The organism is Rhodococcus sp. (in: high G+C Gram-positive bacteria), assembly GCF_049286785.1.
GTDB lineage: Bacteria > Actinomycetota > Actinomycetes > Mycobacteriales > Mycobacteriaceae > Rhodococcus_F.
Genome location: NZ_JBAQEO010000089.1, coordinates 1 through 1,627, shown reverse-complemented (window position 1 = coordinate 1,627; position 1,627 = coordinate 1). Strand labels below are relative to the sequence as shown.

Genomic DNA, 1,627 nt, shown 5'->3' with positions numbered 1-1,627 from the left:
GCCCGTGCACCGGTGGGCCGTCGCCCTCGACGACGGGCGCCTGGTCTTCGTCGACACCGAGGACCTCACTATCGATCCCGGCAATCAGCAATCCGGGCCGGGGAGCTCTCCGCGCCGCTGATCTGATCCCACTGATCAGCAGAGATAATTCCAGGAGCTGCATCACTGCTGGAGACCGACACATTTACGACGCGCAGTGGAACCGGGTGGCATACATCGTGGACGGACACGCCTGGTCGGCGTCCACGGGACGCTGGTGTGGGCCTGTGGACGACACCAACTGCTACGACCATTCCGGAGGCCTGGTCTGCTGGAATCCCGACGTCGAACCGCATGGCGCGGGGTTAAAAATGCACCGTCGGCGTCCGAGTCGTCGTCGACGGGGTTGACGGGGTTGACGGCACCACTGGAATTGCGAATCTGCTCCTGATCCGACAATCGGACAGACGTAGCACCAAATATGTTGTGGCACAGAAAGTTATACCGTCACAGTTGAGTGCCGATAATGTATCTTATGTCAACTAGAGCGCCCGTAGTGCATCAATGATCACGCTCTCCGACAACCGTTAGGTGCTGCGCGAAGTGGAGGAGCGTCTGAACAACCGACCGCGCAAGAACCTCGACTGGCGAACACCGGCACAGGTTTTCGCCGAGAATCTGGCACCATGAACCGACAGCGTTGCGAGGACTACTCGAATTCGCCCTTGAACCCGCCTGCCGAAAAGGGGTCAAAATTCAGATGCCGTTGACACAACGGCTTAGCGACTTCATCGAACAGACTAAGCCTCAATCCGTGGATCGGTAATCTCGGTGATTTTCGGGTCGATCTATCTGGTGATGCCGATGGGCGACGGTGTTCGGGGCGTGGCTGATCTGCTGACCGGGTTGTCAGCTTATCCACGTTCGGTGTTCCTGGGTCGGGGCCGGTGGCCGGGGTGTCGGGGTCAGGCCGCTTGTGGCGGTTCGTAGTCGATGTTGTTGTCCCAGAGAGTTGTCCAGTTGACTTGTCGCGGCCAGTGAGCTGGAAGGTGGAGCACGGGTTTGCGCGCAGGTCGGGCGAATCGGGCCGGTACGTTGACCAGGTGCCGGCGCAGCGTGGCCCCGCGGGCCACGGCGTGACGGCTGCCGGCGAGGGTGCCGTCGACTGGTACACCGAGGATGAGGCCGACTCGCGTCCGCGTACGAGCGCCGTACCGACGAACAAGCCGCCCGGGAACAGATGGAGCTGTTCTGAACGGCCGACTGACGCAGCGCCGGACAGGCGGATCACCAACTGGACAGCGCGAATAGGGTGGCTGGCGTGTCTCTACTGAATCCAGAGCTTCCAGGCCGAGTCTTCACGGCCGGAGAGCCGTACCACGTCGGCCGCGAAAAGGTCCGCGAGTTCGCCCGTGCCGTATCGGCCACGAACCCGATTCATCACGACCCCGTCGCCGCGCGGGAAGCCGGCCACGCCGACGTCGTCGCTCCCCTAACCTTCACCACCGTGGTCCAGGGCGGTGCGGTGCACCACCTGACCACCGACCCTGATACCGGACTCGACCGCACCCGGCACGTCGCGGTCCACACGACCGAAAAGCTCGACTTCACCCGGCACATCGTCGCCGGAGACGAGCTCACCACCACA

The 1,627-nt window shown here is 62.6% G+C and carries 2 protein-coding genes and 1 pseudogene; 2 read left to right on the top strand and 1 reads right to left on the bottom strand.

Going from position 1 to position 1,627, the window contains the following annotated elements; genetic code table 11:
- Positions 1-74 precede the first annotated feature (74 nt).
- On the top strand, positions 75-389 hold the full coding sequence (locus WAW17_RS03285) for a 4-fold beta flower protein (RefSeq protein WP_422331588.1): 315 nt from the start codon (positions 75-77) through the stop codon (positions 387-389).
- A gap of 555 nt (positions 390-944) precedes the next feature.
- Here WAW17_RS03285 and WAW17_RS03280 read toward each other — a convergent pair.
- Positions 945-1,139: pseudogene (locus WAW17_RS03280) on the bottom strand (IS1380 family transposase); the annotation flags it as partial.
- Between the two features lie 161 nt (positions 1,140-1,300).
- Here WAW17_RS03280 and WAW17_RS03275 point away from each other — a divergent pair.
- The coding region (locus WAW17_RS03275) for an FAS1-like dehydratase domain-containing protein (RefSeq protein ID WP_422331587.1) at positions 1,301-1,627 on the top strand (327 nt) is incomplete at its 3' end.